Raw genomic sequence first — 25,798 nt, forward strand, 5'->3', positions numbered from 1 at the left:
GTCGTGCAGCTTCCCGACAAGGCAAAGCTGGGCTGTCAGGCAGCCTTTGTTCCGTATCTTGCCAGAAACATGTCGACACTTTCCTCAATAATCTTTTCCATCTCGGCACGCTCCGGCACACGGCTGGCATAGATATTCGGGTAAAAAGCCCTTGATTTGAGAAGGCCCAGAAACTGCTCGGCGGCGACCGATGGATCGTCTGCGGACAATTTGCCTTCGGTAATGGCTTCTTGGATGTGTTCGGCGAAAACGGAAAGCTTGGTCATGCGGCTGTTCATATCCGCCGCAAGTTCGGGGTCGCGGATGGTTTCGCTCATGATCATGCGGGCCAGGCTCATGAAACAGGGGTTTATCATCAGTTCCCCCTCGGCCCAACCCAGACGGATCAGCGTCTCGCGGATAGGGAGATCCGGGTCATACGGCATTTCCAGCGCCGAGTTGATCTGATCGGCCAGGCACTGATTGATGCCTTTGAAGAGCACTTCCTTGCTTTCGAAGTGATTGTAGACCGTACGTTTGGATACCTGTGCGCGATCTGAAATGCGATCCATGCTCGCACCCGCGAAGCCTCTTTCCTGAAATTCCGCGATTGCCGCTTCGATGATCTGCTTTTTTTTCTGGTCAGATACCGACATGGTCAGCTCATTTTGCCCCGGATTGCCTGTTCACCTGATTGCCGTGCCCCGCCCCTTTCATCCCAAAAAATGCGCCCTATGTAAACTGTGGCGTTTACAGATGCGAAATCTGAGATTAAACTGCACGGTGTAGTTTACTTCCTTTAGCCAGATAAGGCCAGCCAAAGGAGCCTCCTCCTCATGTCTGTTACACTAAAAATCAACGGGGAAACGCGCACGCTTGATGCGGATCCTGAAAGCCCGCTGCTGTGGGCATTGCGCGATGAGCTTGGAATGACCGGAACCAAATTCGGTTGCGGTATCGCCGCCTGCGGTGCTTGCACCGTACATTGGGACGGTGTCGCCATTCGGTCCTGCCAGACACTGGTAGGGGACCTTGACGGTGCTGAAATCACCACCATCGAGGGTATCAACACCAAAGCCGCCGAAGCCGTTCAAACGGCCTGGAACGAACTGGACGTTCCGCAATGCGGCTATTGTCAGTCCGGACAGATCATGGCCGCAACCGCTTTGCTCGCCGAAACGCCAAAGCCGACCGACGAAGACATTGACGCTGCCATGGACGGGAACGTCTGCCGCTGCGCCACCTATGCCCGTATTCGCAAGGCCATTCACCTTGCCTCCGACAAGATGGAGGGCTAACCGATGTTGCACCTCTTGCAAAAACCTCTTGAAGCCGCTCAGCCGAGCCGCCGCAGCTTCCTGAAGATCTCCGCCGGAACCATCGGTGGGCTTGTACTGGCGATGAACCTGCCGCGCGCAGCGCAGGCCGCTGCTGGTGACGGGGAGCTGGTCCAGCCATTCGTTCATATCCGCCCGGACAACACAGTCATTGTTTTGTCCAAGCACCTCGACAAGGGGCAGGGCACGGCCACGGGTCTGGCGACACTTGTTGCAGATGAACTGGACGCCTCGCGTGAACAGGTCTCGGCTGAATTCGCGCCCTCAAATCCCCAAGTCTACGCCAACACGCTGTTTGGTGTTCAAGGTACTGGCGGTTCCACCGCCATGGCGAACTCGTTCATGCAGTACCGGCAGGCGGGAGCTGCTGCCAAAGCCATGATTGTTGCAGCTGCTGCCAAGGACTGGGACGTGCCGGCTGGAGAAATCTCCGTTTCAAACGGCGTTGTCTCTCATGCCTCCGGAAAGTCGGCAACACTTGGCGAGCTGGCCGGTCTGGCTGCTGCGGAAGATGTGCCTGCCGAACCCGTTCTGAAAACACCCGATCAGTGGGTCTATATCGGCAAGTCGTTCCCACGTGTTGACGTCAAGAACAAAACGGTCGGTGCGCCGAACACCTACACAATGGACTTCCAGCTGGACGGTCTTCTGATTGCGACCGTTGCACGTGCACCCCGGTTTGGTGGCAAGGTCAAATCCTTCGATGCGACCGAAGCCAAGAAAATCCCCGGTGTTGTGAACGTTCTGCAGATCCCGAATGGTGTTGCTGTTGTCGCAAAGTCCACATGGCCTGCGATCAAGGGGCGTGAACTGCTTGAAATCGAATGGGACGACAGCGCTGCTGAAACCCGTTCCAGCGATGTCATGATGGCAGAGCTGAAAGACATGACCACCAAGCCTGGCCTGAAAGTGCGCGAAGATGGTGACATTGATGCCGCTCTGGAAGCATCGGCTCGGGTGATCGAGGAAGATTTCGATTTTCCCTTCCTTGCCCATGGTGCGATGGAGCCGTTGGATGTGGCGATCTCCTTTGACGGTGAAAATGCTGAACTTTGGCTTGGCTCCCAGATCCAGACCATCGATCACAACGTGGCAGCCACTGTCCTTGGCATTCCGTTCGAGAAGGTCAAGATCAACACTTTGTGGGCTGGTGGTTCTTTCGGCCGCCGGGCGCAAGCAGACGCGCACCCAGTGGTCGAGGCAACAACTCTTGCCAAGGCCATGCGGGCAGACGGTATGGACGCTGCGCCGGTGAAAATCGTATGGACTCGTGAAGACGATATGGCCGGTGGCTATTATCGACCCATGTCCGCGCACAAGGTCAAGGTTGGTCTCGATGAGAACAACAATGTTACGGCCTTCAAATACACCATTGCTGCCAAGTCCATCATCAAAGGCACGCCGTTCGAGCAGATGCTCATGAAGGACGGTGTCGACCACAACATGACTGAAGGGGCGCATGACACCACATATGCGTTCCCGATGATGAACATGGATCAGGCCTTCCAGGAAACCCAGGTTCCGGTTCTCTGGTGGCGGTCTGTCGGTCACACGCACACGGCGTATGTCATGGAAACCATGATCGATCGTCTGGCAAAGGAAGCTGGGAAAGACCCGGTAGCCTATCGTCTGGAAATGCTCAAAGACGATCCACGGAAAGTAGCCGTGCTGAAGCTTGCGGCGGAGAAGGCCGGTTGGGACACGCCGCCCGCTGATGGTCGTTACCGCGGTGTCGCCGTGCACAAGTCCTTCGGTTCCTATGTTGCCGAAATTGTCGAAATCTCCTTCCGGGACGATGACACGGTGAAGGTGGAAAAGGTCATCGCGGCTGTCGACTGCGGTACGCCGATCAACCCGGACAACATCATAGCCCAGGTTGAAGGCGGCATCGGATACGGCCTGGGTGCCATTCTGCGCAACCAAGTGACGCTGACCGACGGTGTCGTTGAAGAGACCAACTTCGACACCTATGAGCCGATCCGGATGTCCGACATGCCGGAAATTGAAGTGCATATTGTGGCTTCGAATGAAGCTCCAACGGGCATCGGCGAACCGGGAACCCCGCCGATCGGCCCTGCAGTGGCAAATGCGATCGCCGCGGCAAAGGGCAACTGGGTGACCAGCCTGCCGCTGGCCAAGAACGGTCTCGTTTGAACTGTCCTGCCTGCATAACGTAAGAAAAGGCCGCCTCCGGGCGGCCTTTTTTGTCGGTTTCTAGATCCGATTAGGATCCGCTATTGCGTCGGCCGGAAGTCTTCCGGCACAAAAAACGTATAGTCCCGTTCAGCGACGGCCTCATGGCATACATGGCAATACGTCATGAGGTCCGGGTTTGCCCCCATTGTATCGCCATAGATAGAGCCATCCGGGATGACCATGAAATAGCGCCAATCCGCTGTCTCGGGACTGGTGCCTGAAGCGAGTTTTTCCATTCCAAATAGAGCCCCAGGAAAAACGCGGCCGTCGTCGGTCACGGTAATGCTGTCCTTGACCAGGATGGATCCGGCCGGCAAAAGCTCGCCCTCTTCGAGATCCGCATAGTTCGATGCAATGGCGTTGGCATAGTTGTTGACGTAACGCTGGCCATGCGTTGCAGAGATGTAGGGTGCGGTATTGAAGAGCGGCCATGACTGGTACTCCTCGATTTCCTTCAGCTGGGACATCGCGTAGCTGGCTGCGAGGCGGTCTTTCAGATCGTCATAGATCGCCGACGCTTCAGCGCCGGTCAATTCCGCCGGATTTTCAATGGCGATGTGACTGTCGATGGCTGCATCCTGCCCGAATGCTGCGGTGCTGATATGACCAATAAAAAGGGCAATACATATGGTTTCGCCGGATTTCATGTGCAGGGACCTTCTCCTCAAAAGCCGCCGGACCGCCGGCGAGACTGGAGTGCCTCAAGGATAGGTAATGCAGCCTTAGCTGTAATTCATGGTGGTAAAAATGACGCTCACACGGAATTGTCCGGTGTTGAACGGCTTTGCGCGGTGAAGCTCACCAACAAAACCAAAAACAGCGGCCGTTTGGCCGCCGCAGGTCGCAGTTTCAGAACGTGAGCACTCAGGACGCTGCGAGTGCTTCACGATCCTTCTTGCGCATACGTTCCGATGCTGATTTCAATTGGCCGCATGCAGCGAAGATGTCCCTGCCACGTGGCGTCCTTATCGGGGACGCATAACCGGCGCGATTGACGATGTCGGCAAATTCTTCGATCCGTTCCCAATCCGAGCACTCGTATTCAGACCCTGGCCACGGGTTGAACGGGATCAGATTGATCTTGGCGGGGATGCCTTTCAGCAGACGAACAAGCTCCAGAGCTTCCCGATTGCTGTCGTTCACCCCTTTCAACATGACATATTCAAAGGTAATGCGTTTGGCATTGGAGAGGCCCGGATAGTTTCTGCAGGCTTCCAGCAGTGCTTCAATGTTCCATTTCTTGTTGATCGGAACCAGGACATCGCGCAGGTCGTCGCGAACGGCGTGCAGGGAGATGGCCAGCATGCAGCCAATTTCGTCTCCCGTACGGAAAATCTCCGGAACGACACCGGACGTGGACAGCGTGATGCGGCGTTTGGATAGAGACAGGCCGTCACCGTCGGACGCGATCAGGAGCGCTTTCTTGACATTGTCGAAATTGTAGAGTGGTTCCCCCATACCCATCATGACAATGTTGGAAATGAGACGGCCTTCGGAAGGAACAATAGCTCCCTGAGGTGTGTTCGCATCAGGAAAATCACCCAGCCTGTCGCGGGCCAGCAGGATTTGCGAAAGGATTTCTTCAGCCGTCAGGTTGCGAACCAGTTTCTGTGTTCCGGTGTGGCAGAAAGTGCAGGTGAGCGTGCAGCCGACCTGAGAGGAAACACAAAGCGTGCCCCGTCCTTCTTCGGGTATATAAACCGTTTCCACTTCAACCGGACGGCCTGCGCCACGCGGCGGAAACCGGAAAAGCCATTTGCGCGTACCATCGACAGAAATCTGCTCGGATACGATGTCGGGACGTGCAATCGAGAAATGATCGTCCAGCTTCTGACGCAGGTCCTTGGCAATGTTGGTCATCTGCGAAAAGTCGGAAACGCCGCGCACATAAAGCCAATGCCAGAGCTGCGAAGACCGCATCCGCCATTGTTTTTGCGGTATGCCAATGGTGCCAAGCATCTCACCAAGATCTTCGCGTGACAGGCCGATCAAGGTCGGTTTGTCTTCGGCCGCCGGCTTATTTGCCGGGTCAGCTGTAACTGTCGGCGCGTTCGCGTTGTCCCGCGCGATATCGAGCGTAATCGCCATGTCGTGATCCATCATCTCATCCGGCGCACGATTTTGCTGTTCTTTGAGAAGAAAACGCGTCTGCCGGGCAACCTGACGTGCAGGTTAGAATTCAAGCGCTCCCAAAACCACAAAATGGCCGGAAAATCAAGGTTCGCAACTTGAAGGGAACCTGTCACACGTTCTCAAAGGAGCGCGGCAAACACAATTGCCCGGAAAAGCAGAAACTGCTTTCCCGGGTTTTTGCCAGTAGTCTGACAATAACTGGCGCGTTAGCGGCAGGCCGATCCTGCGGTGTCGATCGCGGCAGTGACGCCCGACAAGGAGAACTTGTAAGTCGTACGGGTGCCTCGGCTGGATTCACCGGCCACCGTCATTTCCCGACCGGCTTTCATGGCCGAGACAAGCTGAGCTTCCGTTGCCGCATTCTCCACCCAGGCACCATCATTGTTGGTGAAGAGTGTGAATGTCTTTCCGTCAATGTCCACAGACACGGAAGACTTGTCTTTAAAGGGATAGCCGACCAACAGGCTCGGTTCGGAGCTTACGCCCTCGGCCGGCCGTGATGTCACGAAAAAGAAGACGTCTCCGTGATTGCGGTCGCCGGGAAGCAATGTTGTCGGCTTGGTCAGCGCATAACAAACCTTCCCGCTGCCACCGGTCAGGGCATAAGCTGCCCAATCCTTGTGTTGCTTTATGAGCGTCGGGGTTTGCGCGAAAGCCACTGCACTCGAAACGGCAAGACCTGCAATGGCCAGAACCAGCGATTTTGCTTTCATCATCTCCACACCGTTTGGACTTGAGTTTCAGTCAATTCTATTCAATTGCCGACAGTCATATAAACCTTGCTTTAATGATAAATTAAAGCGGGTTACGAAAGGGTTGAAGCTCGGCAATTGTTTTTTGTTTTTTGGACGCTTCATTTTCCGGCACCGTCAATCCATAGCTTCATGGCTCTCAAGGTTAATCGAGGCAACAGTGTGGCAGACTGTAGTCCCCCCTTTCGAAAATCGCCGAACCTGCTAAAGATTGATGCGTAACCGAACGGCCGGCAGGGAGTAGAGTGGCCTTTGGCGCAAGCGCAGTATTTTTCCGGACTGATCGTAAAGGTCGCTGCAGAGCGGGACAAAACCGCTTTTGTGGAGTTGTTCGATCATTTTGCCCCACGTCTGAAGGGTTACCTTATGAATCAGGGGGCCGATGGCGCATTGGCGGAAGAAATCGCCCAGGACGTGATGGTGACACTCTGGCGCAAGGCGGAACTGTTCGATCCCAAAAAGTCTTCCGCAAGCACATGGCTTTACAGAATCGCGCGAAACCGGCGCATTGACCGGCTTCGGCGGCAAAAAACAGCCGAGCTTGATCCCGAAGAACCCGCGTTGCAGCCGACGCCTCTTCCGGATGTCGCAGACGAAATGGATGCGCGGCTTCGCGAGGAACGGGTCCGGGCTGCGTTGACGAAACTGCCTGACGAGCAAAAGGAAGTTGTTCGACTGGCCTTTTTTGCCGGCCAGTCTCACAGTGAAATTTCAGAATCAACCGGTTTGCCGCTTGGAACCGTCAAATCCAGGATCAGGCTTGCGTTTGGACGTCTGCGACAGCTGATCGAGGCCGACGAGGCGGTTGATGTGGACTAGCCGTCTGCTTCTTGTCGCGACACTGGTGCTGGGTGCCGTTCCGTCCGCCATTGCCGATGCCATGCCTGACGGATTTGTTTACCTGAAAGACTATGTGCCCGATATCCGGCAGGACATTCGATATGCAGGCCGGCAGAATTTTATGCGCAAGCGATTGCCTGGTTATGCGGCGAAAGAATGTGTTCTAACGGAAGCAGCGGCAAAAGCGCTTGCAAAAGTGCAAAATGCTGCTGTTCAGGACGGATTTTCCCTTGTTGTGTTCGATTGCTATCGACCGCAGACTGCCGTTGACGCCATGGTTGCCTGGGTTGGTTCAGGTCAAGAGACAGACAGCGAATATTATCCTTCCGTTCCACGGTCACAATTGATCCGTCAGGGTTACATCGGTGCGAAAAGCAGTCACGCCAGAGGATCAACCGTGGATGTTGCCCTGGAGTTGTTTGAGGTAGCCGATCCCCGGAAACAGCCGTCAGTCTGTTCGCGAGGTGACCGGGGTACAGCTGATTTCGGTACACCGTTCGATTGTTTCGACCCGGCAAGCCGCACCGACGCCACTGTCATCGGAAAGCAGGCGCAGCAATTGCGCAGGAAACTTGTCGACCTGATGCGGCTTGGAAACTTTCGGAATTATCCTGGAGAATGGTGGCATTTCACGCTACAGGGCGAGCCATACCCGGACCGTTCCTTCAGTTTTGCGATTGAAAAACGTTAATTTCCAAAGTGTTTTGACACTATCTCGGGCCATTTCAGGCTGCGCTTATCAAGCAGTTCCGAAAAAGAGGCCGATTGTGAGCCGCGTCACATCCACTGTCTTTCATGCTGTCTATGGTTGGTAGTAGATCTTTTTTATAGCTCATGGTTGTGAAGCCTTTTCTGCGCATTGGCGCACGCGAAACCGAATTTGAAACACTGCCGGACGATCACGGGCCGCGGTGGAAATAGCGCTAGGCACGACTAATGTGCGTCTCGTCCGCCAGGGGCCGGGATTTTACCGGCCTAAGGGCCGGAACCGGGAGCTATTTGAGACTTTTGGTCGTGTGGTGATTTGAGGATGAGATAGATCCATTCAAGAAAGTTCGAGGTGTATTATGGCCAAGTTGCTACGTCTGCTCGGCGGCGTGTTGCCGTTTCTTCTGCTTGTTTCGTTTGGGCTACCGGCATCGGCACAAAGCACCTATCTGAACGACAAGCAAACCTTTGATACCGCCTGGACCCTCCTGGCCGAGCAGATCGGCGATAGCGACCTATTGTGGCTGGGGCTCGAGCCTGACAGTGTCTCCGTGATTGCTGCGACCGGACAGAGCGGGGAAGAATTCAATCTTTGGACGGTTCGCCGCATCAAGAAGGACCAGGGCTTCGTGGATAGTGTTCACGGGCCAATGCACATGGCCGATGGTCCAAAATTCATCGTTCCGCCCGGGCGTTACAGTCAGGCAGAGCTGCAAATTTCCAGATTGTGGACGATCCTCAGCAACGCACCGGATGGCCTGCCGACGAGAGCGCCAGGCGAAGTGACCGCGGCAACGGCTTCTTTGGGGCCGGTCCTGGGTCAGGCGAATTGGGCCGTCAAGTGGAACATTTCCATCAAAAGTGGCCGCGAATTCGGTCAGGTTTATGTTCTGGCCGACGGTCGGCTCGACGGTGCCGATATCAGTCACACCGAGCGGGGCCGCTCCATGAACTTGCGGACCCAATCCGATTGGCCTTTCGAGAATGCCCAGGGCCGTTTCGCCGATATCTTTGGTGGAGGAGAAAATGTTTTTAAAATCAGCGTCTTGACCCATGGGGTTGAAATCGACGCTGTGAAACCGGCCGATCCGGCACAAGTTCAGGGTTATCGGTGGAACGGCGGAAGCTTTCGTCAGAGCGCTGTTAGCAAGCCGATTTCATTCTACACGTTGACAGGCGGGAGCCTGCCATTCGCCATTACAGCCAGCGGACTGGCACGCCTGCCTCAGATCCTTGCCGCCGCGCGCGCCGAGGCACCAGCGGGCTGGACCCATATCGATCGCGTTGAAGCAACCAGACCTCCGCCGGCAGGCAGTGAGAGTGGTGTGCTGTGGGTCATCGAATTGCAGAGCGCCCCGGGCGGCCGCGAAAAAGCTGTGGTGCGGGTGCGCCCCGATGCCAGCATCCATTCAGTCACCTTGCCGGAAAGCCTGCGCGCCTTTGAAAGCTATATGTCGCTTAAGGGCATGTCGGACGCGTTCGTGCAATTTCAGAATGCGCTTGGCAAAGATATCAGGTTCTTTGAAATGACCTTCCGCGAGGACCGGGCCAGCATTACGATGCCGGACCCCGAAGCTCCTGGCAATGTCGTCGATTACACTCTGGGCAGCAGTGGCATAACGCGCGGCTTTTCCCGGCCGCGCATCATGGAAAATGACGTGGACCTGATCACCTTTGCCCAGGCAGCCCAATTTCATCATCAGCTGATCACCCATGTTCCGGCAATGCTGGTGAAAGCGTTCAAAACCGAAAATGCCGAGGTCTTCAAGATCAAGCTTTGGAACGGGGCGCCCTTCTACAAAGACCCGAAAGGTGCACTCTTCATGCAGATGTATGTGGGTGTACCGCCGCAGCACAACAACAGCGGTCACGCCGTGTTCCAGTTCGACGGTGAATATGTTGACGGTGGCCGATAGCGCCCCGCGAATTCGAAGAGTACGGACTAGTCGGCAAAGATTGGCACCAGTTCAGATACGGCGGTGTCGGCATATCTTGAACCGGCAAAGACCGATCCGATTTCGAATTCAAGCCAGGTGGTCTCCTGTGGTGCACCAAAAGTGAACCGGTTTGCGCTCATGTCATCGGGCAGCGACACGTCTTGGATAGAGCCGTCAGACAAGGTGACCATCGCGGTTTTGACGCGCGCATTTTTTCGATAAATGTCGCGGTTTTTGGCATAACCGTTGGTAATCTGAAATCCAGCCACGCGGCGTGGACGGTCGAAGGATATCAGAATCTTCTGCCCGGAACCGTTGCCCTGCACACCTTCCACCCAGGCTGTCGACGGATTTTGATCGAACAGATTGCCTGGGCCATACCGGTTGCCGAATTGCGGATCGAGAATTGAACTGGCGCAAAATTCCACAGTTCCGCCGAGGTCTCTCACCGATCGGCAGAGATCACGATGATAAGGTGGTGCCGGCAAGTGCCTTGGTTCGGCCCGACCAACCGTGAGAGGAGCTGTTGCCTTGGCAGGCCCAACATCTTCTGTGGCCCCTGGTGTGCTTGACTGGACCACAGGTGCGGTGCCGTTCGACGACTTTCCTCCAAAATAGAACTCACCGATCAGTGCTTCATTCAGCCAAGGGAGCTGGCGTTCGCCGGTGGAGACATAAACACTCTCGCGCACCTTGCCCATCAGGTGACGGACTTCCAGGTCCGGCGTGTCGATCAAACGGGCAAGGGCTCCGGTAAACGGGCTATTGTTGCCGCTGCCGTCCAGTGCGACATCTCCTGGTGAAGTCGCAAATGCGATCATCATTCCGGCGGCATTCGCTTCGAGCCGGGCGAGGCCGTTGTCAGCGCCACGTGACAACGAGCGCGGTAACGGATTGTTGCGGCAGGCATCCAGAAACACGAGTTTCAGTTTGGCGCCGGAGGCTTCCATGATTTCCAGAAGGTCATTTGCCTTGAGCGCTTGTGCTGGAAGATCCGTGGAGGCTTCGATTTCGGCGTCGACGGGAAGCAACCAATTGCGCCCGTTCACCTGCACGCCGTGACCCGCATAAAACACCAGAGCGACGTCGGCACCTTGAGACTTGCGGCCAAAAAGCTTCAAACCGTCCCAGAAATCCTGACGGCTGCCATCTATGATCCGAACCACGTCAAATCCGAGAGCCGACAGTTTGTTGGAGATAAGGTTGGCGTCATTTGCCGGATTACGCAGCGATGGCATCGCCTGATAGGCACCGTTGCCGATCACAAGCGCTGTTTTGCCTGCTGCCAGGACGGAACCGGGTCCGGCGATTGCCAAAAAGATAATCAGACCCGCAATTGCTTTCCCTATTTCGGTCATCGGCGGCCTCCCAAGCGGTTAGAATGAAAACCGCTGCCCGGTCATTAAGGCAAGGAAAATTTTGTCGAAGAGGCCGGCTGCTGCCAATGGGCTTTCCGGCGAGAAAGGAGCGGTTGGGGCGGTGTCTGAAGGTAAAACGCCGATCCAGCATGGCTATCGCTTCAGCCATGGCCACATTGATGCCGAACTTGACCGAGATCTTATAAGGCCGACTGCAAGGCACCCGAAAGTCGGCTCCTGTCTGACATTCTGTTAGCCGGATGGTGGCCACATTCGTTCCGCAGGTGTCGCTTAGGTGCAATGGATTGTAAATAATGCGATTTTCGCTCCAATTCCCGATGCATGTCCGGGCACTCAAACGCGCATTGACTGCGGACGGGAGCAAATCAATCCCGGCGGGTAGACAGCTGCTGTACCCAGACCAACTCACAAAAGAACAGCAAGGAAAGCCGGCAAATTAAGGTGCTGAACTCACGTTTATCACATCGAAGGATTGGCACGCGCACAAATACAACCAGTGATAGAATTTGCAATCTTTGATCAACTATTCAGACTTAAGCCAATGGAAGATTTTCACCCATGCATCAAGGCGAACTCGATCCTCAAGCGCTTGATCACCTTATTGAAGTCGCTAAGCATCATGAGTTGGCAGCAGATCGCGCCAAGATTGAATTTGAATACTCCATAGGAGAAGAACCTCTAACCGAGATGCGCTTTCTGCGAATCGCGCAGGATCTGGGTTTGCAGGTCTCCTCGAAGCGGCTGTCATGGAGCCAATTTGGGAGACTGGGTCAGGCCTATCCGGTCATTCTTGTCCTCAAGTCGGGCGAATCCTTCCTGATTTCCGGTTACTCGGAAGACCCGGATACAGGCACGGACTATGTCTTTTCAGCGCAGAGATGCCTGGAGACCAAGCAATTCGAGCATGAACCGATTGCGGCAGCGGACATAAGCCGGGGTTGGAAAGGCACGATTTATCTCTTCAGGAGAACCACGGACGAGACTGTTGCCAGCGCCTTCGGCCTGAGCTGGTTCTTCAAAGAAGCCCTAAAACAGAAAGTGCTGTTTACGGAGATCATTCTCATCGCTCTTATGATCCACGCTACTGCCTTGGCCGTTCCGCTCTTTTTCCAGATCACGGTCGACAAGGTGCTTGTGCATCAAAGCTTTCAGACATTGAATGTGCTCGCAGTCGCTGTCGTGATTGTGCTGCTGTTCCAGGGCGTATTCAACTTTCTGCGCAATTATCTTCTCGCATTCGCAACGTCGAAAATCGATATGAGAACAGCCACCCGGACGTTCGGTCATCTGGTCCGGCTACCCCTTTCGTTCTTTCAGCGCTCGACTGCCGGCGTCTTGACCAAGCATATGCAACAAACGGATGAAATCCGGGATTTTCTGACCGGCAATGTCCTGACCACAGCCCTCGATGCGACCGCGCTGTTTGTGTTCATTCCGCTTCTCTTTCTCTACAGCTGGGAGCTGGGACTCATCGTGGTCGGTTTTTCGCTTCTGATTGCGATGGTCATCGCGGGGATGATCCGGCCATTTTATTCTGCCCTCATGCGCCTGTACTCGGCGGAAGGTGAGCGGCAGTCCCTGCTTGTAGAGAGCATTCACGGTATTTCGACCATCAAGAGCATGGCTCTTGAGCCCAAGCGAAGCCGCACCTGGGACAACAGTTCGGCTCAATCGGTCCGGACCAACTTCAATGTCGATAAAATCGGAACGACTGCGGAGAGCGTCGTCCAAACGCTCGAGCAGCTGATGTCGGTCGCCATTTTGTTTGTGGGCGCTCATATGGTCTTCAAAGGCGACATGACAGTCGGCAAGCTGATTGCATTCAAAATGCTGTCCAGCAATGTCAGCCAACCGCTGATCAAGATTGTCGAGATGATCCACGAGTATCAAAAGGCGCGCCTGGCAGTCAGGATGCTTGGCAACATTATGAACACCAGGACCGAGGGTAATTCGGTTTCACAAACGCTTACGCCAGAGGTCTCGGGTCAAATCGCCTTTGAGAACGTCACGTTCAGCTATGACGGTTCGGACAAGCCTGCGCTTCAGGACGTATCATTTTCAATCGAGGCCGGTGAAACAATTGGTATCGTCGGGGAGAGCGGATCGGGAAAATCCACACTGGCCCGGCTTGTCCAGGGCCTATATGCCGTCAATGACGGCAGAGTGAAATTCGATGGGATTGATCTCCGGGAAATCGATCTTGCGCATTTGCGGCGATCGGTGGGGATCGTTCTGCAGGAAAACTTTCTGTTTCGAGGAACCGTACGAGACAATATCGCTCTGACAGTGGCGCACGCGCAGTTGAAAGATGTCAGGACGGCGGCTCACCTTGCAGGTGCAGCCGGTTTTATCGAAGATCTGCCTTCTGGCTATGACACGTTCCTGGAAGAAAATGCCACAAATCTCTCGGGCGGCCAGCGGCAAAGGCTAGCGATCGCGCGGGCGCTGTTACGCAATCCCAGACTGCTGATTTTTGATGAAGCAACGTCCGCGCTCGATGTTGAGTCAGAAACCGTCATCCAAGGCAATCTTAGCAAGATAGCCGATGGCAGAACCATGCTGATTATCGCCCACCGCCTGTCGACCCTGCACGACGCCGATCGCATTCTGGTGCTGGACAAGGGGCGTATAGAAGCCTTCGCTCCGCGCCGGGAGCTGCTCGATGAACAGAGCCCGCGGTTCTCTCCGGTATTTCAAAGAATGTGGGACATTCAGGTCAAAAATGCTCTTGGGGCTGACCATGCGTGATCCGTTTGGCTACCGGAAAACCCGCGAACTGGCCGAGCTTGCAGATGGTACGTCAGACAAGGTCGAGCGGCATGCGATTCCCTTTCAGCCGGACGCTGTCGAAGTCGAGTTGAAGCGTTTGCCTTATTTGGCGCGGGTTTCCCTCTACACCATCATGTTTCTGATTATGTCGGCTATCGGCTGGGCCGCCTGGGCTCAGATAGACAGGACCGTCACAGCACGCGGCAAACTGGTCAGTCAATCGAGAACGGTTGTCAAACAACCCTATCAACCGTCGGTCATCCGGAGTTTGGACGCAAAAGCCGGGGACTACGTGAAAGAGGGCAATTTGATTGCATCTCTCGACCCGACGCTCACCAAGGCCGACAGGGGGCAGCTACAGGCAAAAATCCGCCTTCTTGAGTTGGAAGGCGCGCGTCTTGAAGCCGAGCAATCGGGCCTTGCTTTCAGACCCGAGCAAACGTCCGATCTTTCCGATCTGCAGCTCGAGCTCTTCAAACGGCGTCAGTTGGAGAAGGATGCAACGCTGGAAAAGTTTCACGCTCAGGTCCAGACCCTCGATTCGTAGATCGAAGTGGCCCGTGCGCAGGCTTCGCAATTTCTAGCGCAGAAGGAACTGGCAAGAATCAAGCTGGGCAACGCTGAAAAACTGCTGAAATCGAATGCGGGTTCACGCATCCGGTTTCAGGAAGCGTCTGCGGAGGCTGAGCGCCTGGAAGCTGCTCAAGTGGAAAAGGAGCGGGAGCAGGAGCGGTATGCGAGCCAGAAAAACGTGGTCCAGGTGGAGCGGGAACTTTTCCTGTCGTCTTACGCGCTCAGTATCGAGGAACGAATGCTGGCAATTGCGACGGAGCTTGAACAGTTGCGCTTCGATCTGCAGAAAATCGTGAAAATGGGCGAATTCGATGAGTTCAGGGCCGACTCGGACGGCATCATCCTGGAGGTCACCAACAAATCTGTCGGCTCCGTTGTCGAAGCTGCCGAAGTCCTGTTCACATTCGTCCCAACCGATAAGGGATTGGATGTTGAACTCGACTTGACGCCGCAGGATATCGGATGGGTTCACGTCGGACAGCCAGTTCGCATCAAGCTGGATCCCTTTCCGTTTCAGCGGCACGGCATATTGGAAGGTGAACTGGCCTCGATCAGTCCGGATGCCCTTCAAGACCAGTCCAGTGGGCAGACGCAGGTCTACTACAAGGCGCGTGTGTCCATCACCGGCAACAAGCTCCGAAATCTGCCTTCCGGATTTGAACTGCTTCCGGGCATCACTTCCACTGCAGAAATCAAGATCGGCAAGCGGTCAATCCTCTCCTATCTGACCGACCCGTTCCACAAAGCCCTTGATGAGAGTTTGAAAGAGCCAAACTGATGCGGCGGATACGCAAAAATCTGATCACAGGGCAGATGCCCGCGGATGACCCAAGTGCCTTGCAGGCTGCGCTGAGTGCAAGAGAAGCCAATCTTCTTGGCGAAAACGGTCTTGTACATGGACAGGACCGGTATGTAGCCACTGCTTCGCCGGGAGACCTTGTCTTGCCACTGGATCAGCTCAGTGAAGAGCAGCAATCCCTGTTGGAGAAGCGTATGGGAAAGCTGGCCAGCCACACGGTTGGGCGAGGCCGCGAGCTTGAATTGAGCGAATATGTCAAAGACGGTGTTTCGATAGCCGAACCGTCCGATATTGATGCGTTGATAGGCCTTGGTGCGGCGATCGCTTCCGAAACGGCTTACCGGTCAATTGCCTTCGACGGTCTCCGGGCACGTGAATTTGCAGAAATGTATCTGGCTGAACCCGAGACACATAAGATCTTTGTTCACAAATCCCGAGGACGCCTCCAAGGTGCTCTCTTCGGATACATTACCGATTACATTTTTTCGCGCGACCTGATGGCTGCCGAGGAGCTGTTCTACGTTTATCCCGAGGATCGCAGGTCGCGGATTGCGGTTAAGCTTATGCGTGCTTTTGAAACCTGGGCACGGACCAAATCCGTCATCGAAATCTGTTTTTCGGTCTCCACGCAGACTGAAGCCGACCGTATCGGGCGTTTCTACGAGAAGATGGACTACGCGCGGGTTGGCGGCGTCTATAAGAAAAAAATGTAGAGAAATACAACTTATGGTGTTGAGTTCTGCAAATGCGTATTGTAATTTTTCGCGGGGCTTATCAGGAGATATTGCGGATGTCATTTCTTCCGGGTCAAGGCCGAGCCCTTATTCACGTTACAGATAACGAGATCATTGTTCCTGAGGGTGTTCTTTCGACCCGTGAGATTGCAGTGATCTGCAACGACCTCGGACGAAGGCCTTCCGAGTTGACTGTCGGGGGTACAGAGGCTCTCGTGAATCCGGTCTCCGGCCTGAACGCTTACGGCGGCGGTGGAGGTGGCGGCGGTTCTGGAGGCGGTGGCTCGTCCCGTTCTTCAAGCAGCAGATCCAGTTCGTCTTCAAGACCGGCCGCCTCAAGCCGACGCGCAAGCAGCGGCGCGCCCAGCATATCCGCCAGTCAGACGAGAACTTCTGTAGGTCCTTCCAGCAGAGGTGGTTTTCGAGGCAGCCGGGCCAAAGCGGCGCGGGCCAACGTGAGCAGTTCCAGGACAACGACCACAAGCAGCAGGCCCACCAGTTCAAGTGGCCGCGCGCACATCAGCGCCAGTTCTTCGCGCTCACGGTATAGTCAGGTTTCCCGCAACACGTCTGCGATGTCCCGTGGACCAACCCGGCGGGGTGGATATCGAGGTGACCGGGCAGCAGCAACAAGGTCCTCAAGTTCGGAAGTTTCCCGAAACCAGACGATCGGCTCGCGCGGACGGGCTCATACCAGTACATCTTCCTCTCGATCCGGCTCAAGTCTGCAGTCTGGAGCTACATCGGTGATGTCTGGCGGACCTTCGCGGCGTGGGGGATATCGTGGACAGCAGGCTCAGGCCGTCAGAGCTTCGGGATCAGGAGTGGCCGGGAAAAGATCCAGCGCTTCGGTAGGCCGAGCGCATATCTCTGCGAATTCTTCCCGCTCTCAATCAAGTCGATTGTCAGAGGCCGGGGCAAACGTCTCGCGTGGGCCATCTCGGCGAGGTGGCTACCGAGGACCAAAGGCCCGACAGGTGCGCGAAGGCCGATCCATGTCGAACACGAACACGACGGCATCACGCACCTCTCAAGGGCGTGCGCATATTCCGGCAAGCTCACCCCGGTCTCGTTACAGCCAATTCACAGGGGGGCAGGTTCAGGTTTCCCAAGGGCCGCCCCGGCGGGGTGGTTCCCGAGGCAGCCGGGCTCAGGCGGTCAGAGGCTCGAAAGCTCTCTCCACCGCTTCCAACCGACGATCCTCGGAAGGCAGGGCGCATATCCCGGCAAGTTCGCCAAGATCACGCTATTCCAGTCTTCAGGAAAACAAAACCAGGCTCTCCAGCGGTCCTCCCCGCCGCGGCGGGTTCCGGGGTGATCGGGCAAAAGCCACGAGATCTGCGGCAAAAACGAGAACGAGCCGATGGTCGGCGAATTTCGCAAAGCGATTGAGCGCTGATGGGGGAGCGATTATCAATCGTGGCACGCTGCCAGCATCTAAGATCCCCAGCAGAGTTATCAGATGGGGAACAAGGCTTGGGGTTTACAAAGCCACCTATGAGACCCGAATTACTGCATCGGGCACTGCGCAAGTGCGGGTGAATATCGACAACAATCTTGCCAATGTCCTGTCGGGAAGAAACGCGACCAGCAAACTCGGAAAACTCTGGGGCAATACGGGCGGGAGGCTCGTTCGCCTCGTACCGAACAGAGTGCGTGTCACTTATTCGCAAGGCCTCGACTCCAAGGGTCTCGTTGCCGCCACGAAGGATATCGGCTGGAACTACAGTCAGAAGAAGAAGACAAGCACGCTCGGCGGATTTGCCGGATATCGATACAATTTTTCTACCGGTTCTCATTCTTTAATCAGCAGCGGAAGCCGGGTCGGACCGAACAACAAAGGTGCATTTGTGAATGGAGGGCTGAGACTATCCGACTAAGGCCTGGAAAGTTCACGCAGGTGCTGTGTTTCTTCGCGGCCCTTTCGGGCTGGTCGGCCTATATGACCGCAAACGCCTCCGCGACGGATGGCCGGGTGTTTCCTGGCGCATGTGAAAGGGAGACGGAGGAAACACGGCAAATGAACTGCCTGTTTGAAGAGCAAGGCATACCGGGCGTTCTGGAACTGGCGGAAAAGGCAGAGGCAGCCGCTGACCTGGAATTTGCCTTTGATCTTTATGAATTCGCAAGTCGCAAGGGCAGTCCGGTCGCATCATATAATGTCGGTGTGTTCTATGAGGAAGGTGGGATAGTCGAGCAGAGTACTGAAAAAGCAATAGAATATTACAGTGAAAGTGCGGCTGCTGATTTTGTTCCTGCGTTTTTTAATCTTGGTAATATTTTTTGCCGGGACAGTTTTTCAGAGAACAAAAAGGACTGTGCTTATTGGCTGCTTAAGGCGTTCCAAGCCGGAGATCTGGATGCCGGTTATAACCTGGCAATGTACTTGGTGAAAAACGAGACAGATCTCGACTGGGCAGAAGTGCTGCTTAATATGGCAGCGGAACAGGGGCATGAGCCATCGGCGTCATTCTTGGACGGGATCAAATGAGTGGCGATTTATGGCTTGAGAAACTGTATCGTGGCCGGAATTTTCATATTGTCCGGGAATACCGGAAAGCCTCTAAGCTTTTCCCAAATATCTGGAAAATATATATAATTTTGTCCAATGGTTCGACGCAACTTGTGTTTCAGGAAGACGCTGCCGAATTTGAACCAAATTTTTTGATCCTGGATCAGTCAGGTTTGTCCGATTTTTCCGACCTCCTTGATCGGACAACTTTCTCAGACGTTGCGCTGGACTGGAACCAGCCCGTCAGGGGAGTGGAGAGTGCGGTCTGCGGCGCTTTTTTTTCCCGAGTGCTCTGGGTCCGGACACTGAATATGGATTGCCGCTTCAAAGACAACACTTGGGTTTTGCTCGTTCCTGGCCCCAAGCAGCTTGGAATTCTCGGCCAAATAGCCCGGATAAGTATGAAGTACTTCAAGAATTGGGAGGCTGAAGTTGCCGAACGATAACACTCTTCTCGAGGATATCCGGATCTTCAAAAATTTGGCCGAGGGACCGGTCGTTGAAGTCTCCGACATTGCCTTGACCTATCCGGCTTTGGAAATGAAAAGCATTCCGGGCAAGGCGGCTTTGGCAAACACCATTTCGATCCACTTGCATGAGTTTGTGCGAGATCAGGGCATTGAGACCCACTACGCGTCGCGTGCAGGCAAGCAGGAGCAGGCAGTTTACGAGACGGAGCAGCTTCCGTTCGATCTTGTCGTTCGCAACCTGGCGGCAGGTGACCTGGTGTCGGATTTTGGTCTGGAGCCCAATTATCGTTTTCCCGAACCGCTGCTGGAGTTCTTTGTTCGTCCGGACAAGCTCGGCAAGAAACCCACCCGTGTTTCCGCAGGCCATCTCACAGCGTTTGATCTGATCGCGCCTGAAGAAATCAATGTCATCAACGATATAGCGCTGAGATTGAACGATCTGCTGACCGGTGTTTTTTTCGGAATTGGGGTGCAGCTGGTCGATATTCGGATGGAGTTTGGTGCCCGTTTCGATGAAGAAGATGGCGACCCGGTGATCATGCTTGTCTCTGAATTGAATCCTGATGTCATGACGCTTCAGGATATCAGATCGGGGAAGGCTCTGGACTCAAGCCTTGCTTTTCAAGGTGAGGGCACCGGGCTTGAGGGCTACAAGGAAATTGCCCGCAGGTTCAAGCTGGATTCTGCCGCTGCCGCTCTAAAGCGGCAAATGAATTGACCCGAAAAAGCATTCCGATGTTTTGAATGAACGGACAAATGGAAACGGGTAACGGTACGCTCACAGGTTCTAGGCCAAACGGACAATTCCCGGTCGCATAGCGGTCGGGCCCGTGGCTCTGACTTCACAGCAGAAAGACCACTTGCCGCCGCCTCTTTTGATCCCGATGTGAAATCCACCTGCAGATCAGAGTATTCTGGAGGAGGCACCGTCAGGTGCCGGGAACCTTGCGACCCGATCTCATGACCGGCCCACCACTGACATGTTCGGGACGCTCCATCTTTGGGCCACCGGCGGTAAGTGAACGGTCGGCATAGCGGCCGAGTGCGCGATGGCGGTCATACATGACAATTGCACCAGCCATTGCAACGTTGATGCAGAACTTGGTCGGGATCTTCACAAGGTGATCGCAGCGTTCAATCATGTGCGGTGACAGCGAGCCGCGTTCGGGACCAAGGACATAAGCTGCCTGAAGTGGATGGCCGAAGCTCGGCAGATCGATGGAATCGTCGGTCAGTTCGATACCGACCAGTTGGCATCCGCGTGGCAAATCCATGGTGTCGACGCTGTCCCAATTGAATACCGGGAGATGGCCGGGGCTTTTGGACGTATCTGACGGGGGCGCACCGCGAAGTTTCTTGTCAGCGTCAACAGTGAAGAAGAAATTTGCACCAAATGCATGGGCCGAACGCATCAGCGTGCCAAGGTTCATTCTTTTTGAAAGGCCTTCGGCCCCGACTGCAAAGTATCCGCGCATCCGTTTGTCCGCTGATTTCGACTGGCAGCCTCATACCGGAATTTCTTCCGGCTTTGAAGGTGTGCTTTATCCAGAATGCCAATATCTGTTGGCCCGGACGCTTGCTAGGGTAGCGAAATGTTGGGCAGGGGAGGTTTTGTACTCTGCCGATATCTGGATGATAGGGGTTGTCGTGAAAGCCTGTCTTTGCAAGTCATTTGGTCCACCGTCCAGTCTTGTTGTTGAGGACATCGCCGCGCCTGATGCCGGGCTCGGTGAGGTTGTTGTGAGAGTTAAGGCCTGCGCGCTGAATTTCTTCGACACGCTGATCATAAAGGGAAAGTACCAGTACAAGCCGGAGATGCCGTTTTCTCCCAGCGCTGAGTTTTCCGGAATTGTCGAGCAGGTTGGCGAGAATGTGACCGCTTTCACGCCTGGCGACCGTGTCATGGGGTATATGCGGTGGGGTGCGGCTCGGGAACTGATTGCGGTGCCCGCGAAGGATCTCGTCCCTTTGCCGGAAGAGATTCCATTTGAAACGGCCGCCGGTCTGATCGTGACCTATGGCACGACACTGCACGCCTATCGCGACCGCGCCAATCTGAAATACGGGGAGACCGTCGCGGTTCTTGGCGCATCCGGGGGCGTTGGCCAGGCCGCCGTCGAAATTGCCTCGGTCATGGGTGCAAAGGTCATCGCCTGTGCCTCCTCGGAGCAAAAGCTGGCCTTTGCCAGGACGCTTGGTGCAGAACTGACCGTCGACTATTCGCGGCAGCCGCTCAAGGAAAGCCTCAAGGATCTGACTGGAGGAACGGGTGTTGATGTCGTCTACGATCCGGTTGGCGGGGACCTTTCGGAACAGGCCTTAAGGGCAACCGCATGGGAAGGCCGCTTTCTGGTTATCGGGTTTGCAGCGGGAGACATCCCAAGAATTCCACTCAACATCGTCATGCTCAAGGGCTGCGACGTGATGGGTGTTTTTTGGGGAGCGGCAATCGACCGGGACCCGGAGGGTCATCGAAAGAACATGCATCAACTGCTCGCCTGGGTGCAGGACGGCAAGCTTAAGCCACATATTCACGGCACCTATCCGCTTGAGGACATCGGTGCCGCGCTTGACGAAATCGCGGCGCGCCGTGTGCGCGGCAAAGTGATTGTCACGATGTGAATTCGGCAATCACTGGCGCATGATCCGATGGCTTCTCCCAGCCGCGAGCGTCGCGTAGCACCGAAGTGCTTTTAATGTGCGGGGCAAGCGGCTCAGACACCCAAACATGGTCAAGTCGACGACCTTTGTCGGCCTTCGACCAGTCCTTCGCGCGGTAGCTCCACCACGTGTAGAGTTTTTCTTCAAGCGGTGTGAATTGGCGCATGGCGTCGAGCCATCCCCCGGTTTCGCGTAGTTTTTCAAAAAGCTCGGTTTCGATCGGTGTGTGGGAGACAACTTTCAAAAGCTGCTTGTGCGACCATACATCGTGTTCATAGGGGGCGACATTCAGATCGCCAACCAGTACCGCTGGACGCGCTGTCTCGACACCTTGAAGCCACGACTGCATTTCAGCCATGAAATCAAGCTTGTGGCCGAATTTTGGATTGATGTCCCGGTTCGGCTCGTCACCACCTGCCGGAACATAAAAATTATGCACACGCATGGCAGAGCCATTGAAGGGGACATCCACGGCGACATGGCGGCTGTCGCCGACATTGCAGAAATCGCGCTTCTCAACGTTGCTCAACGGGCGCCTGGAGACTGTTGCTACGCCGTGGTAACCCTTCTGTCCGTTGATCGCCATGTGCTCGTAACCAGCCTTGCGAAACGCATTTTCCGGAAAATTGGCGTCCGGGCATTTGGTTTCCTGCAGGCAAATCACATCAGGCGAAATTTCCTCAATCAGCTGTTCCACGATCGGCATACGAAGCCGGACGGAATTGATGTTCCAGGTGACGAGTTTCAGCCGTTCGCTCATGAGTGTCCTGCCAAAGTTTAGAGGTTCGACAAGACATAAGGATTCGGCGCGCAAGTGCAAACGAATTCAGGTTCTGAATGACCTCGCTTTGCATCAAGGCAGGGAAGCGCCGAAAGTTACACCAGCTGCTGCGTTCTGGTGAGAAAGCGGTCAATTTCCAGAAATGCTTTGGCTGTCTCGGGAAGCTCCGGCCACATTGGCCAGACGTGCCACATGTCCGCGTAGACCGACAACGAGCTGTCGGTGCCTTGAGCCTTGAGCCGCTCTGCCATACGAACGGAATCGCTCAGCCAGAGTTCATGATCGCCGGCGAGAAGCAAAAACGGCGGCAGGTTGTGGAGTTCGGCAAAGAGCGGAGAAATCACCGGGTCAGCCAGATCGATCCTGCCGATAAAGTGTTTTTGCCAGTCGATCAGACTTTCGGGTGACAGGACCGGGTCGACTTCCGCTCTGCTTTGAAAACTCTCGCCGGAAAGTGATGTGTCAAAGGCTCCTGAGAGTGAAACGGCGGCATATGGCAGGTCCGTTCCTTTCTCGCGCAGCCTGACCAAAGCGGAAAGAACCACGGTTGCACCACTGCTGTCTCCTGCAAAGGCTATCCGGTCTGAGTTGGTACCTTCGTTGATGAGAAGAGAATAGACGGCCAAAAAATCGTCTCGTGGGGCAGTTGCCTGGTGTTCGGGCAGCCGTCGGTAGCCGACCAGCAAGATGGTCCGGTTCAGTGCAACGGCAATTTGCGAACAGAAAACCCGATGCGTTTCGATGGCGCCTGTTACCAGTCCACCGCCGTGGGCATAGAGAAGTATGTCGTCATTTTGAGGATTGTCCGGCAGTAGCCAAAGACATCTGGTGCCCGCGATCTCCTCCGCTTTTTCCGAGCAACCCTCCGCAATGACGTCGTCTCGAACCGCGTCTTCCCACTGACGTCTTTCCTCTTCCAATGAAAGCTGCGGTTGGACCGGTGACCGGATCAGGCTGGCGCGAATTTTCTGGCTGACTGAATTGGTCATTAGGTGTGTTGTCTCTCAAACGCACGGGGGCGGGATGGGAATCAAATACAAATCTAACTCGATGAAGCTTTGAGAAGGGCAACTCTTTGACAAAACCGGCACTCTAACAAGCCTGTTCACGGAAAAAGCCAGAAGGGGTCAATTTGGACTCTGATCTGCCGCAATCTCCGATTAATCGCGGTTCGGGTTGAAAGTTGATACGTGTTTGTGCGCAGAAATCGTGAATTCGTCTACACTCCGTTAGGAAATCCCGCGCATTTTGGGCGGTGATGGAAAGTCTTTCTTAACTTTGCCGAGGATGTTGTGCTGGCGCTCATCAAGTCCATTTGTTCTGTCTTTGGGTTCATTTTTCTAAGCTCTTGTGCAGCTTACGATTTCCCGGATCCAACGCCTGAAGACTATGCGGTGCACGGCATCGACATCTCCCGCTGGCAGGGAGATATCGATTGGGTGGCAGTGAAACAATCCGGAAGGGCGGCCTTTGCCTGGATCAAGGCCACCGAGGGCGGGGACCATGTCGACCCGCGCTTCGTGGACAACTGGATCGGGGCACGCAAGGCAGGTGTTCCGCGGGGGGCCTATCATTTCTATTATTTCTGCCGCCCGGTCGAAGAGCAGATTTCCTGGGTGAAAGAAATTGTTCCCGTCGACCCTCAGGCAATTCCGCTCGTGCTTGATATGGAATGGAATGCTCATTCCAAAACCTGTACCACCCGGCCTCCTCGTGAACAGATTGTGCGGGACATGAAGATCTTCCTTGATGAAATGGAGAGACACTACGGCAAGCGGCCGGTCATCTATTCATCAGTTGATTTTCACCGCGATCGCCTGGTTGGAGCTCTCAAGGGTGAGCAGTTCTGGCTGAGATCCGTGGCCGACTATCCCAACAACATCTACGATCAGCGTGATGACTGGGTTTTTTGGCAATACACGGCGGAAGGCCGTGTCCAGGGGATCAAGGGCGATGTTGACCGGAACGTTTTCTTCGGGACCAGATCGCAATACCGTGCCTGGCTGCGTGGTGAACTGCGGCGCTAATGGCTGCGCACGTCAGAGCAGGAGACGGTGGTCCTGCGCTAACGAATCTTGACCTGATGCGCCACGTCCTTGCCGTTGCTGACGGTCACCTGACTGAAGCCAATCAGTTTGCAGAAATCAAAGAAGTTCAGTTCGTGAGGCTGGTCTGACCGAGAAAAGAGCTCCGTAGAACGGGCTTTTGAGGTGAGCGAAGCAAGCAGCGCTCTCAACCGAAACAGCGTGTCGTATTGTCCGTTTCCGGACGCGACGATGATCAGCTTCTCAAGGTCTCCGCCTTTTGCGAACAGATGATAGCCTGGGTGCCAGGATTGCTTTTCCTGAAGAGTGGCGAGACCAACCACGAACGCAGCTCGCGACCGCTTGCTGGCATCGGGAGCTGTTTTGATTTCTGAGATATAGACTTCCCGTGTCTGTGGTTCGGGATAATAATATCCCGCATGCCCATCAAATGCATGACTTGCTGCGGACGCCGCTGCCAGAAATGCGGCGCTTAAAATGATGGACCTGAATTTTCTGGATAACGCGCACATAGCCCCTCCCTGCCTGTCCGGCCCAGCCTGTCCGGAAAGGGCGATTATGAAGCCGAAGCTGACGCTTTATGCAAGTAAACTCAATCGGGCCCGGGCTTAGAGGACCCGCATTGGGCGTAAATCACACCGGCCAGCGGGCCGATGCAAGCTTACGGATCTGTCATTAAGCCGCTACAGTTTCGCCACTTTGAGGGTGCACATCGATGAAGTGCCGTGGCGAACCTGTTGGAGCTGACGAGAATGACATTGATTCGATTGCCGCTTGCAATCCTGGCGCTGTGCGCAATGGCCTGGCCTGCGGCCGCCCAATCCGGCGGACCGGCGATTGCCTATACAACGGCAAACCTGAACATGCGTGCCGGACCTGGAACCAACTATCCGGTTATTACCACCGTGCCTTACGGCGGAGCGGTGACGGTATTCGGGTGTACGGCCAATTTCAGCTGGTGTGATGCCGCTTTTGCGAACACCAAGGGTTGGGTCTCCGGACGCTATCTGAACTATGGCGGTGGCGGCAACTACTACGGTCGGCCGATACCGAACGCAGGCGTGTATATCGGTGTCCCACGGTACAATCGAAATTATCCGATTTACCGCCGCCCGCCCGCCGTCGTGCGTCCCTACCGGCCATATTACCCGCCGCGCCGCTATTAGGTCTTTTGAAGACGCGTCAGACGAAGG

The 25,798-nt window shown here is 55.1% G+C and carries 27 protein-coding genes; 16 read left to right on the plus strand and 11 right to left on the minus strand.

Annotation, left to right across the window (positions count from 1 at the left end):
* Positions 1-35 precede the first annotated feature (35 nt).
* The gene (locus tag Q0835_RS18255; RefSeq protein ID WP_298817314.1) at positions 36-635 is read right to left on the minus strand and encodes a TetR/AcrR family transcriptional regulator; all 600 of its coding nucleotides are present in this window, start codon (positions 633-635) and stop codon (positions 36-38) included.
* A 180-nt stretch (positions 636-815) separates the two neighbouring features.
* Here Q0835_RS18255 and Q0835_RS18260 point away from each other — a divergent pair, with 180 nt between their 5' ends.
* Together Q0835_RS18260 and Q0835_RS18265 are read left to right on the plus strand one after the other, a co-directional pair.
* The gene (locus Q0835_RS18260) at positions 816-1,277 is read left to right on the plus strand and encodes a (2Fe-2S)-binding protein (protein ID WP_152499622.1); all 462 of its coding nucleotides are present in this window, start codon (positions 816-818) and stop codon (positions 1,275-1,277) included.
* Positions 1,278-1,280: 3 nt separating this feature from the next.
* A complete protein-coding gene (locus Q0835_RS18265) occupies positions 1,281-3,470 on the plus strand; it encodes a xanthine dehydrogenase family protein molybdopterin-binding subunit (RefSeq protein WP_298963615.1) in 2,190 nt (729 codons plus the stop codon).
* Positions 3,471-3,550: 80 nt separating this feature from the next.
* On the opposite strand, the gene Q0835_RS18270 is transcribed toward Q0835_RS18265, so the two are convergent.
* From Q0835_RS18270 to Q0835_RS18280, 3 genes are all read right to left on the minus strand, one after another.
* On the minus strand, positions 3,551-4,159 hold the full coding sequence (locus Q0835_RS18270) for a cytochrome P460 family protein (protein WP_298963617.1): 609 nt from the start codon (positions 4,157-4,159) through the stop codon (positions 3,551-3,553).
* 217 nt (positions 4,160-4,376) lie between these two features.
* Positions 4,377-5,600, minus strand: a complete 1,224-nt coding sequence (gene rlmN / locus Q0835_RS18275; protein WP_298963731.1) for a 23S rRNA (adenine(2503)-C(2))-methyltransferase RlmN — start codon at positions 5,598-5,600, stop codon at positions 4,377-4,379.
* A gap of 251 nt (positions 5,601-5,851) precedes the next feature.
* A complete protein-coding gene (locus Q0835_RS18280; protein WP_298817305.1) occupies positions 5,852-6,361 on the minus strand; it encodes an invasion associated locus B family protein in 510 nt (169 codons plus the stop codon).
* 288 nt (positions 6,362-6,649) lie between these two features.
* Here Q0835_RS18280 and Q0835_RS18285 point away from each other — a divergent pair, with 288 nt between their 5' ends.
* The 3 genes from Q0835_RS18285 (at position 6,650) to Q0835_RS18295 (ending at position 9,861) form a co-directional block, all read left to right on the plus strand.
* Complete coding sequence (locus Q0835_RS18285; RefSeq protein WP_298817303.1) at positions 6,650-7,216, plus strand: sigma-70 family RNA polymerase sigma factor; 567 nt, start codon at positions 6,650-6,652, stop codon at positions 7,214-7,216.
* Positions 7,206-7,928, plus strand: coding sequence for a M15 family metallopeptidase (locus Q0835_RS18290; RefSeq protein WP_298963619.1), 723 nt, complete (start codon positions 7,206-7,208; stop codon positions 7,926-7,928). The genes Q0835_RS18285 and Q0835_RS18290 overlap by 11 nt, the downstream gene beginning before the upstream one ends.
* A 376-nt stretch (positions 7,929-8,304) precedes the next feature.
* The gene (locus Q0835_RS18295) at positions 8,305-9,861 is read left to right on the plus strand and encodes a hypothetical protein (protein WP_298963621.1); all 1,557 of its coding nucleotides are present in this window, start codon (positions 8,305-8,307) and stop codon (positions 9,859-9,861) included.
* Between the two features lie 26 nt (positions 9,862-9,887).
* Here the strand turns inward: Q0835_RS18295 and Q0835_RS18300 are convergent, their stop codons facing one another.
* On the minus strand, positions 9,888-11,240 hold the full coding sequence (locus Q0835_RS18300) for a caspase family protein (RefSeq protein WP_298963622.1): 1,353 nt from the start codon (positions 11,238-11,240) through the stop codon (positions 9,888-9,890).
* 579 nt (positions 11,241-11,819) lie between these two features.
* Here Q0835_RS18300 and Q0835_RS18305 point away from each other — a divergent pair.
* The 4 genes from Q0835_RS18305 to Q0835_RS18320 are packed head-to-tail and all read left to right on the plus strand — an operon-like array spanning position 11,820 to position 16,115.
* Entirely contained in the window at positions 11,820-14,009 is a 2,190-nt protein-coding gene (locus tag Q0835_RS18305; RefSeq protein ID WP_298963623.1) for a peptidase domain-containing ABC transporter, read from the plus strand.
* Complete coding sequence (locus tag Q0835_RS18310; protein ID WP_298963625.1) at positions 14,002-14,577, plus strand: biotin/lipoyl-binding protein; 576 nt, start codon at positions 14,002-14,004, stop codon at positions 14,575-14,577. The genes Q0835_RS18305 and Q0835_RS18310 overlap by 8 nt, the downstream gene beginning before the upstream one ends.
* Before the next feature lie 6 nt (positions 14,578-14,583).
* Positions 14,584-15,381, plus strand: coding sequence for an HlyD family efflux transporter periplasmic adaptor subunit (locus Q0835_RS18315; protein ID WP_298963627.1), 798 nt, complete (start codon positions 14,584-14,586; stop codon positions 15,379-15,381).
* On the plus strand, positions 15,381-16,115 hold the full coding sequence (locus Q0835_RS18320; RefSeq protein ID WP_298963629.1) for a GNAT family N-acetyltransferase: 735 nt from the start codon (positions 15,381-15,383) through the stop codon (positions 16,113-16,115). The genes Q0835_RS18315 and Q0835_RS18320 overlap by 1 nt, the downstream gene beginning before the upstream one ends.
* A 262-nt stretch (positions 16,116-16,377) precedes the next feature.
* On the opposite strand, the gene Q0835_RS18325 is transcribed toward Q0835_RS18320, so the two are convergent.
* On the minus strand, positions 16,378-16,506 hold the full coding sequence (locus tag Q0835_RS18325) for a hypothetical protein (protein WP_298963631.1): 129 nt from the start codon (positions 16,504-16,506) through the stop codon (positions 16,378-16,380).
* 9 nt (positions 16,507-16,515) lie between these two features.
* Positions 16,516-16,656 (minus strand): hypothetical protein, encoded by a 141-nt coding sequence (locus tag Q0835_RS18330; RefSeq protein WP_298963633.1) that lies wholly within the window; start codon positions 16,654-16,656, stop codon positions 16,516-16,518.
* Positions 16,657-17,131: 475 nt separating this feature from the next.
* On the opposite strand from Q0835_RS18330, the gene Q0835_RS18335 reads away from it, so the two are divergent.
* From Q0835_RS18335 to Q0835_RS18350, 4 genes are all read left to right on the plus strand, one after another.
* On the plus strand, positions 17,132-18,016 hold the full coding sequence (locus Q0835_RS18335) for a hypothetical protein (RefSeq protein ID WP_298963634.1): 885 nt from the start codon (positions 17,132-17,134) through the stop codon (positions 18,014-18,016).
* Positions 18,017-18,078: 62 nt separating this feature from the next.
* Positions 18,079-18,627, plus strand: coding sequence for a tetratricopeptide repeat protein (locus tag Q0835_RS18340; RefSeq protein WP_298963635.1), 549 nt, complete (start codon positions 18,079-18,081; stop codon positions 18,625-18,627).
* Positions 18,624-19,094 (plus strand): hypothetical protein, encoded by a 471-nt coding sequence (locus Q0835_RS18345; RefSeq protein ID WP_298963636.1) that lies wholly within the window; start codon positions 18,624-18,626, stop codon positions 19,092-19,094. Before Q0835_RS18340 ends, Q0835_RS18345 begins: the two co-directional genes overlap by 4 nt.
* Entirely contained in the window at positions 19,081-19,836 is a 756-nt protein-coding gene (locus Q0835_RS18350; RefSeq protein WP_298963637.1) for a phosphoribosylaminoimidazolesuccinocarboxamide synthase, read from the plus strand. Before Q0835_RS18345 ends, Q0835_RS18350 begins: the two co-directional genes overlap by 14 nt.
* 211 nt (positions 19,837-20,047) lie before the next feature.
* Here Q0835_RS18350 and Q0835_RS18355 read toward each other — a convergent pair whose 3' ends face one another.
* The gene (locus Q0835_RS18355; protein WP_298963638.1) at positions 20,048-20,593 is read right to left on the minus strand and encodes an RNA methyltransferase; all 546 of its coding nucleotides are present in this window, start codon (positions 20,591-20,593) and stop codon (positions 20,048-20,050) included.
* 172 nt (positions 20,594-20,765) lie between these two features.
* On the opposite strand from Q0835_RS18355, the gene Q0835_RS18360 reads away from it, so the two are divergent.
* A complete protein-coding gene (locus Q0835_RS18360) occupies positions 20,766-21,740 on the plus strand; it encodes an NADPH:quinone oxidoreductase family protein (RefSeq protein WP_298963732.1) in 975 nt (324 codons plus the stop codon).
* On the opposite strand, the gene xth is transcribed toward Q0835_RS18360, so the two are convergent.
* Together xth and Q0835_RS18370 are read right to left on the minus strand one after the other, a co-directional pair.
* Positions 21,730-22,539 (minus strand): exodeoxyribonuclease III, encoded by an 810-nt coding sequence (gene xth, locus Q0835_RS18365; protein ID WP_298963640.1) that lies wholly within the window; start codon positions 22,537-22,539, stop codon positions 21,730-21,732. The two genes, Q0835_RS18360 and xth, sit on opposite strands and share 11 nt — an antisense overlap.
* Before the next feature lie 116 nt (positions 22,540-22,655).
* On the minus strand, positions 22,656-23,549 hold the full coding sequence (locus tag Q0835_RS18370) for an alpha/beta hydrolase (RefSeq protein ID WP_298817277.1): 894 nt from the start codon (positions 23,547-23,549) through the stop codon (positions 22,656-22,658).
* Positions 23,550-23,852: 303 nt separating this feature from the next.
* Here Q0835_RS18370 and Q0835_RS18375 point away from each other — a divergent pair, with 303 nt between their 5' ends.
* Positions 23,853-24,587, plus strand: coding sequence for a GH25 family lysozyme (locus tag Q0835_RS18375; RefSeq protein WP_298963642.1), 735 nt, complete (start codon positions 23,853-23,855; stop codon positions 24,585-24,587).
* Between the two features lie 38 nt (positions 24,588-24,625).
* On the opposite strand, the gene Q0835_RS18380 is transcribed toward Q0835_RS18375, so the two are convergent.
* Entirely contained in the window at positions 24,626-25,117 is a 492-nt protein-coding gene (locus Q0835_RS18380; RefSeq protein WP_298963643.1) for a hypothetical protein, read from the minus strand.
* Between the two features lie 240 nt (positions 25,118-25,357).
* Here Q0835_RS18380 and Q0835_RS18385 point away from each other — a divergent pair, with 240 nt between their 5' ends.
* Positions 25,358-25,771 (plus strand): SH3 domain-containing protein, encoded by a 414-nt coding sequence (locus Q0835_RS18385; RefSeq protein WP_298817270.1) that lies wholly within the window; start codon positions 25,358-25,360, stop codon positions 25,769-25,771.
* Positions 25,772-25,798 lie beyond the last annotated feature (27 nt).

Origin of the sequence: uncultured Roseibium sp. (assembly GCF_947499295.1) — a bacterium.
Lineage (GTDB): Bacteria > Pseudomonadota > Alphaproteobacteria > Rhizobiales > Stappiaceae > Roseibium.

Excerpts from the sequence above, each read along its gene's own strand:
- Q0835_RS18255 (WP_298817314.1), bottom strand. The coding sequence starts at position 635 with ATGTCGGTATCTGACCAGAAAAAAAAGCAGATCATCGAAGCGGCAATC.
- Q0835_RS18260 (WP_152499622.1), top strand. The coding sequence starts at position 816 with ATGTCTGTTACACTAAAAATCAACGGGGAAACGCGCACGCTTGATGCG.
- Q0835_RS18265 (WP_298963615.1), top strand. The coding sequence starts at position 1,281 with ATGTTGCACCTCTTGCAAAAACCTCTTGAAGCCGCTCAGCCGAGCCGC.
- Q0835_RS18270 (WP_298963617.1), bottom strand. The coding sequence starts at position 4,159 with ATGAAATCCGGCGAAACCATATGTATTGCCCTTTTTATTGGTCATATC.
- rlmN (WP_298963731.1), bottom strand. The coding sequence starts at position 5,600 with ATGGCGATTACGCTCGATATCGCGCGGGACAACGCGAACGCGCCGACA.
- Q0835_RS18280 (WP_298817305.1), bottom strand. The coding sequence starts at position 6,361 with ATGATGAAAGCAAAATCGCTGGTTCTGGCCATTGCAGGTCTTGCCGTT.
- Q0835_RS18290 (WP_298963619.1), top strand. The coding sequence starts at position 7,206 with ATGTGGACTAGCCGTCTGCTTCTTGTCGCGACACTGGTGCTGGGTGCC.
- Q0835_RS18295 (WP_298963621.1), top strand. The coding sequence starts at position 8,305 with ATGGCCAAGTTGCTACGTCTGCTCGGCGGCGTGTTGCCGTTTCTTCTG.
- Q0835_RS18300 (WP_298963622.1), bottom strand. The coding sequence starts at position 11,240 with ATGACCGAAATAGGGAAAGCAATTGCGGGTCTGATTATCTTTTTGGCA.
- Q0835_RS18305 (WP_298963623.1), top strand. The coding sequence starts at position 11,820 with ATGCATCAAGGCGAACTCGATCCTCAAGCGCTTGATCACCTTATTGAA.
- Q0835_RS18310 (WP_298963625.1), top strand. The coding sequence starts at position 14,002 with ATGCGTGATCCGTTTGGCTACCGGAAAACCCGCGAACTGGCCGAGCTT.
- Q0835_RS18320 (WP_298963629.1), top strand. The coding sequence starts at position 15,381 with ATGCGGCGGATACGCAAAAATCTGATCACAGGGCAGATGCCCGCGGAT.
- Q0835_RS18325 (WP_298963631.1), bottom strand. The coding sequence starts at position 16,506 with ATGCTGGGCGCGCCGCTGCTTGCGCGTCGGCTTGAGGCGGCCGGTCTT.
- Q0835_RS18330 (WP_298963633.1), bottom strand. The coding sequence starts at position 16,656 with ATGTGCGCGCGGCCACTTGAACTGGTGGGCCTGCTGCTTGTGGTCGTT.
- Q0835_RS18335 (WP_298963634.1), top strand. The coding sequence starts at position 17,132 with ATGTCGAACACGAACACGACGGCATCACGCACCTCTCAAGGGCGTGCG.
- Q0835_RS18340 (WP_298963635.1), top strand. The coding sequence starts at position 18,079 with ATGACCGCAAACGCCTCCGCGACGGATGGCCGGGTGTTTCCTGGCGCA.
- Q0835_RS18345 (WP_298963636.1), top strand. The coding sequence starts at position 18,624 with ATGAGTGGCGATTTATGGCTTGAGAAACTGTATCGTGGCCGGAATTTT.
- Q0835_RS18355 (WP_298963638.1), bottom strand. The coding sequence starts at position 20,593 with ATGCGCGGATACTTTGCAGTCGGGGCCGAAGGCCTTTCAAAAAGAATG.
- xth (WP_298963640.1), bottom strand. The coding sequence starts at position 22,539 with ATGAGCGAACGGCTGAAACTCGTCACCTGGAACATCAATTCCGTCCGG.
- Q0835_RS18370 (WP_298817277.1), bottom strand. The coding sequence starts at position 23,549 with ATGACCAATTCAGTCAGCCAGAAAATTCGCGCCAGCCTGATCCGGTCA.
- Q0835_RS18380 (WP_298963643.1), bottom strand. The coding sequence starts at position 25,117 with ATGTGCGCGTTATCCAGAAAATTCAGGTCCATCATTTTAAGCGCCGCA.
- Q0835_RS18385 (WP_298817270.1), top strand. The coding sequence starts at position 25,358 with ATGACATTGATTCGATTGCCGCTTGCAATCCTGGCGCTGTGCGCAATG.